The sequence below is a fragment of the Actinomadura keratinilytica genome (assembly GCF_039539665.1).
GTDB classification, from domain to species: Bacteria; Actinomycetota; Actinomycetes; order Streptosporangiales; family Streptosporangiaceae; genus Spirillospora; species Spirillospora keratinilytica.
Genome location: NZ_BAABDO010000210.1, coordinates 1 through 5,524, shown reverse-complemented (window position 1 = coordinate 5,524; position 5,524 = coordinate 1). Strand labels below are relative to the sequence as shown.

Annotated in this window: 5 protein-coding genes and 2 pseudogenes; 5 read left to right on the top strand and 2 right to left on the bottom strand. The window is 73.2% G+C overall.

Annotation, left to right across the window (positions count from 1 at the left end; genetic code table 11):
* The 5 genes and pseudogenes from ABD879_RS31885 to ABD879_RS31865 all read left to right on the top strand — a co-directional run.
* Positions 1-430 (top strand): annotated as a pseudogene (locus tag ABD879_RS31885) (histidine kinase); the annotation flags it as partial.
* Between the two features lie 6 nt (positions 431-436).
* On the top strand, positions 437-829 hold the full coding sequence (locus tag ABD879_RS31880) for a DUF742 domain-containing protein (protein WP_345025500.1): 393 nt from the start codon (positions 437-439) through the stop codon (positions 827-829).
* Positions 810-1,421: a GTP-binding protein gene (locus tag ABD879_RS31875; protein WP_345025499.1), complete on the top strand. Its 612-nt coding sequence runs from the start codon at positions 810-812 to the stop codon at positions 1,419-1,421. The genes ABD879_RS31880 and ABD879_RS31875 overlap by 20 nt, the downstream gene beginning before the upstream one ends.
* A gap of 572 nt (positions 1,422-1,993) precedes the next feature.
* Positions 1,994-2,791 carry an SAM-dependent methyltransferase gene (locus ABD879_RS31870; RefSeq protein WP_345025498.1) on the top strand — a complete coding sequence of 266 codons (798 nt, stop codon included), beginning with the start codon at positions 1,994-1,996 and terminating at the stop codon, positions 2,789-2,791.
* Between the two features lie 69 nt (positions 2,792-2,860).
* The gene (locus ABD879_RS31865; protein ID WP_345025496.1) at positions 2,861-3,499 is read left to right on the top strand and encodes a nitroreductase family protein; all 639 of its coding nucleotides are present in this window, start codon (positions 2,861-2,863) and stop codon (positions 3,497-3,499) included.
* Between the two features lie 100 nt (positions 3,500-3,599).
* Here the strand turns inward: ABD879_RS31865 and ABD879_RS31860 are convergent, their stop codons facing one another.
* Complete coding sequence (locus ABD879_RS31860) at positions 3,600-5,285, bottom strand: glycerol-3-phosphate dehydrogenase/oxidase (RefSeq protein ID WP_378270014.1); 1,686 nt, start codon at positions 5,283-5,285, stop codon at positions 3,600-3,602.
* A gap of 34 nt (positions 5,286-5,319) precedes the next feature.
* A pseudogene (locus tag ABD879_RS31855) lies at positions 5,320-5,524 on the bottom strand (glycerol kinase); the annotation flags it as partial.

Genomic DNA, 5,524 nt, shown 5'->3' with positions numbered 1-5,524 from the left:
GCCTCAGGGGCCGTCCGAGGATCCGCTCGGCGACCCGCTGACCGGCCCGCTGCCGGCGCCGACCGCACCCGCGCCGGAGCCGCAGTCCCCGCCGGCGGCCGGGCCGCAGGCCCCGTGGTCGGAGCCGCCTACCGAGGCGCCCGCCGACACCTCCGCCGAGGCGCGGCCGGAGCCGCCGCAGGAGCAGCGCAAGGAGGCGTCGCCGCGGCGGCGCGCCAAGGGTGGCAGGCCCGCGCTGCCCAAGCGGGTCCGGCAGGCCAGCCTCGCGCCGCAGCTGCGCGAGGAGGCGGCGCCGCCCGCACCGCCCTCCGACCAGGGACGTGTCCGTCCGGAGCGGTCTCCCGAGGCCGCCCGTGCCATGATGTCGGCGATCCAGCGGGGCACCCGACGCGGCCGGTCGGAGACCGCGGGCCCCGGTGAGGAGTCGTGACGGACGATGATCGGGCGGGACGATCAGGAAAGCACCGAATGGCTCGACGAGGAGGCGGGCCCCCTGGTGCGGGCCTACGCGCTGACCCGAGGTCGGGCGCGGCCCACCACCAAGGGCGAGGACTTCGAGATGATCGCGATCATCGCGACCGTCTCGACGCCCGCCTACGCCCCCCCGGGGCTGGGCCCCGAGCACATGTCGATCCTGGAACTGTGCGTGCGGCCGCGTTCGGTCGCCGAGATATCCGGGCAGCTCGGGCTGCCCCTGGTCGTGGTGCGCGTGCTGCTCGGCGACCTGCTCAGCCATCGCTTCATCGTGGTCCGGCGCCCCCAGCAGGAGCACCAGACCGTCACCGAGGAACTGCTCAGGGAAGTACTCCATGGACTCGAGGCGCTCTGACGCCGCCGCCGACATGCCCCTCGCGGTCAAGATCCTGGTCGCCGGGGGGTTCGGGGTCGGCAAGACAACCTTCGTCGGCGCCGTCAGCGAGATCCGGCCGCTGCAGACCGAGGAACTGCTCACCGAGCGCAGTGTGGGCGTCGACGACACCAGCGGTGTGGACCGGAAGACGACCACCACGGTCGCGATGGACTTCGGCCGCATCACGCTGCGCGAGGGGCTGATCCTCTACCTGTTCGGCACGCCCGGGCAGGACCGGTTCTGGTTCATGTGGGACGAGCTGTCGCACGGCGCGCTGGGCGCGGTGGTGCTGGCCGACACCCGGCGGCTGGCCGACAGCTTCCCCGCGGTGGACTACTTCGAGCAGCGCGGGCTGCCGTTCATCATCGGAGTGAACCGGTTCGACGACGGCTACGACTACACGGTGGAGGAGATCCGCGACGCGCTGGACCTGTCTCCGCGCATCCCGGTGCTGCTGTGCGACGCGCGCAGCCGCGACTCGGCCAAGCAGGTGCTGACGTCGCTGGTGCGCTTCCTGATCAGCAGCCGCAGCGCCGAGCAGGCCGGCACGTCGGCGGTCGCGGGCACCTGACGCGCCCGTCCGCCGGACAAGGGGCCTGCCGACGTGCGCGATGGGATGGCGGTGCCGTCCTGATGTCCGCCGCCGCGCCCGCGCAGGGCGCGGCGGCGGACGCGCATGCCGCGGCGGCCGCCCGCCACGCGGATGTGGTCGCGGGAACGTCACCGTCCGACCGGCGGTTCCCGGCACCGCCATGAACACGGCGCTCACCTGGACCATCGCCGCCGCACCGCCCGTCACCTCCACCAGCTCTGCCGACCGTGCGGCGGGCGAGCACCGCACCTTCGACGACCGGTGCACGCTTCGACGTCCCCTAAGGACGACCAAAACGCCTAATACGTCGTGAGCGAATTCGGCTCCGACGAAGACGGCCGGTACGCCTATTGCGGCCGACCGACCTGAATGCACCGTTTCCATTCGCCCCGGACGGCACCGCCGCCGATACCGGTCGATCGACGGGGCAGGCTGTTAATTAGACAAATCCCCAAAAAGCAACGTTTTCCGTAGCCTCGTGACCGCAGACGGTAATAAGATCTTTCCGTCCGCGATGGGCCGCGACCGCGCGGCGTAATGAGGGGCACGGGATGGACGAGCCGACACCGACCGATTTGGACATCCACATCGCCCATCCGGCGCGCATGTACGACTACTACCTCGGCGGGAAGGACAACTACGCCGCCGACCGGGAGGCCGCCGAGAAATCCCTGGCGATCGCGCCGGAACTGCGCCTGCTCGCCCGGGAGAACCGCGCCTTCCTCCAGCGGGCCGTCCGGTACCTGGTGGACGCCGGCATCCGCCAGTTCCTCGACCTCGGCGCCGGGCTGCCCACCCAGCGCAACGTCCACCAGGTGGCGCAGGAGATCGCGCCCGAGACCCGCGTGGTGTACGTCGACAACGACCCGATCGTGCTCGTGCACGCCCGCGCGCTCCTGGCGTCGCGGAGCGAGGGCGGGACGCGGGTGGTGCAGGCCGACGTGCGGGACCCCGAGGCGATCCTGGCGCACCCCGACGTGCGCGCGGTCATCGACTTCGACAGGCCGCTGGCGACGATGCTGGTGTCGGTGCTGCAGTTCGTGCCCGACAAGGACCCCGAGGAGATCGTGGGTCCGCTGCGCGCCGCCATGGCCCCCGGCAGCCACCTGGTCATCTCGCATCCCACCCAGGACCTGCGGCCGGACAAGGTCCACGGGGTGGCCCAGACCTACACCAAGGCCAAGGCCCCGGCCGTGCCGCGCACCAAGGCCGAGATCGAGGCCATGTTCGGCGACCTGGAGATCCTGGAGCCCGGCATCGTCCAGACGTCGCTGTGGCGGCCCGACGGCCCGGTGACGGCCGACCTCGACCTGGTGTGGATGTACGGCGCGGTGGGCCGCAAGCCCTGAGCCCGCGCCGCCCCCGGCCGCAACTCCCCCCTGCCAGCCTCGCCCTGCCACGCGCCACCGGAGGATGACATGGACGTCATCGAGGCCATGAAGACCACGGGGACCTGCCGGTACTTCCGGCCCGACCCCGTACCGGACGACGTGCTGCTGACCGCGTTCGAGGCGGCCCGGTTCGCGCCGCAGGGCGGCAACCGCCAGCCGGTGCGCTGGGTCGTCGTCCGCGACAAGGACCGCAAGCGGCGGCTCCAGGAGTGGTACCTCGGCCCGTGGAAGGCGTACCTGGACGGCATCGGGGCCGGGGACCTCGCGGTGGGGGCGCTGCCCAAGACCGTCGCCGACGCCGACCACTTCGCCGAGCACCTGCACGAGGTCCCGGCCATCGTCGTCCTGTGCGCCGAGCTGGACGGGCTGCACCCCACCGACGCCGACCTGGGGCGGCTCAGCGTCGTGGGCGGCGGCTCGATCTACCCGACCGCGCAGAACTTCTGCCTCGCGCTGCGCGCCCAGGGCGTGGCCAGCGCCATGACCACGCTGCTGTGCCACAGCGAGCCCCAGGTGAAGGAGCTGCTGGGCATCCCGGACGGGGTCATCACCGCCGCGCACATCGCCGTCGGCTACCCCGAGCGCGGCTTCCCCGCCAAGCTGTCGCGCCGCCCGGTCGAGGAGACCGTGTTCGACGAGCGCTACGGCGCCCCGTTCACCGCCTGAGTCGTCGGCCCGGGTCCCGGGCCGACGACTCGCGGCGCCCCCGCTCCGGCGGCGCGTCCCCGATCGCCGGACGGGGCGGATCGTCGGTCGCCGGCGCCGGTCAGGCCGCCGACACCGACGACCGGCGGGACGGGCGGCCTCCCGGCACGGAGAGCACCGCGCCGCCGCGCTCCGCGCGGACCCGCTCCAGGTGGCGGTCCACCTCGGCGGCCACGTCGTCCTCGCTCCACCCGAGGAACGGCGCGATCAGCTCGGCGACGGGGCGCGCCGCCGCCTCCCCGCCGTCCCACTCCTCGATCGAGATGCGGGTGCGGCGGGAGAGCACGTCCTCCAGGTGCAGGGCGCCCTCGTGGGAAACCGCGTAGACCGCCTCGGCCTTGAGGTAGTCGGCCGCGCCCGGGATCGGCTCGCCCAGCGCGGGGTCGGCCGCGACCAGGTCGAGGACCTCCCGCACGCACGTCCCGTACCGCCGCAGCAGGTGCTCGACGCGCGCCACGTGCAGCCCGGAGGCGGCGGCGAGGCGGCGGCGGTCGTTCCACAGCACCTCGAACCCCTCGGCGCCCACGATCGGCAGGCGTGCGGTGACCGACGCGGGCACGTTCTCCTCCAGGCCGCGCACGGCCGCGTCCACCGCGTCCTCGGCCATCACCCGGTAGGTGGTGAACTTGCCGCCCGCGACCACCACCAGGCCGGGCACCGGCTCGGCCACGGTGTGCTCGCGCGACAGCCGGGTCGTGTCGTCGGTGTCGCCCGACAGCAGCGGCCGCAGCCCCGCGTAGACGCCCTCGATGTCGTCGTGCGTCAGCGGGACGCGCAGCCAGGAGTTGGCCTGCTCCAGCAGGTAGTCGACGTCGGCGCGGTCGGCGACGGGCTCGTCCGGGCCCTCCTCCCAGGGCGTGTCGGTGGTCCCGATGATCCAGTGCCGTCCCCAGGGGATGACGAACAGGACGCTTTTCTCGGTGCGGGTGATGAGGCCCGTGTCCATGGGGATGCGGTCGCGGGGCACGACGATGTGCACGCCCTTGGACGCCTGCACGGTGAACGCGGCGCGCGCGCCGGTCATCTTCTGCGCGCCGTCCGTCCACACCCCGGTGGTGTTGACGACCCTGCGGGCGCGTACGGCGATCTCCCGGCCGCTCTCCAGGTCGCGGACGGCGGCCCCGGTGACGCGTGCGCCCTCGCGCAGGAAGCCCGTCACCTCGGTGCGGGTCGCCACGCGTGCGCCGTACAGGGCGGCGGTGCGGGCCACCATCATCGTGTAGCGGGCGTCGTCGACCTGGGCGTCGTAGTACTGGATGGCCCCGACCAGCGCGTCGTGCCGCAGTGCGGGGGCCTCGCGCAGTGCCGCGCGCCGCGACAGCTGCTTGTGCCAGGGCAGGATGCGGGCGCCGCCCATCGTGTCGTACAGGGTCACGCCCGCGCCGACGTAGGCGCGTTCCCAGATGCGGTTGCGCAGCGGGTACAGGAACCGCACCGGGCGCACCAGGTGCGGGGCGAGGCGGCTGAGCAGCAGGCCGCGTTCGCGCAGCGCCTCGCGCACCAGTCCGAAGTCGCGCTGCTCCAGGTAGCGCAGGCCGCCGTGGATGAGCTTGCTGGACCGGCTGGAGGTGCCCGACGCCCAGTCGCGGGCCTCCACCAGCGCGACCGACAGGCCCCGGGAGACGGCGTCCAGCGCGGTGCCGGCGCCGACGATGCCGCCGCCGATCACCAGGACGTCGAACTCCGTCCCGCCGAGGTCGTCCAGGGCCTTCTCGCGGTACCCCGGTCCGAGGGCTATGGATGTCACGTGTCGCTCCCGATCAGACGTGTCAGTTCCCGACTCAGATGTCCACCCAGTCGAGCGTGCGGGCCACGGCCTTCTTCCAGCCGGCGTAGCCCTTCTCGCGGCGCTCGTCGTCCCACTGCGGCAGCCAGCGGGCGTCCTCCTGCCAGTTGCTCTCCAGCTCCGCGGTCGACTTCCAGAACCCGGTGGCCAGGCCGGCGGCGTAGGCGGCGCCGAGCGCGGTGGTCTCGGCGACGACGGGC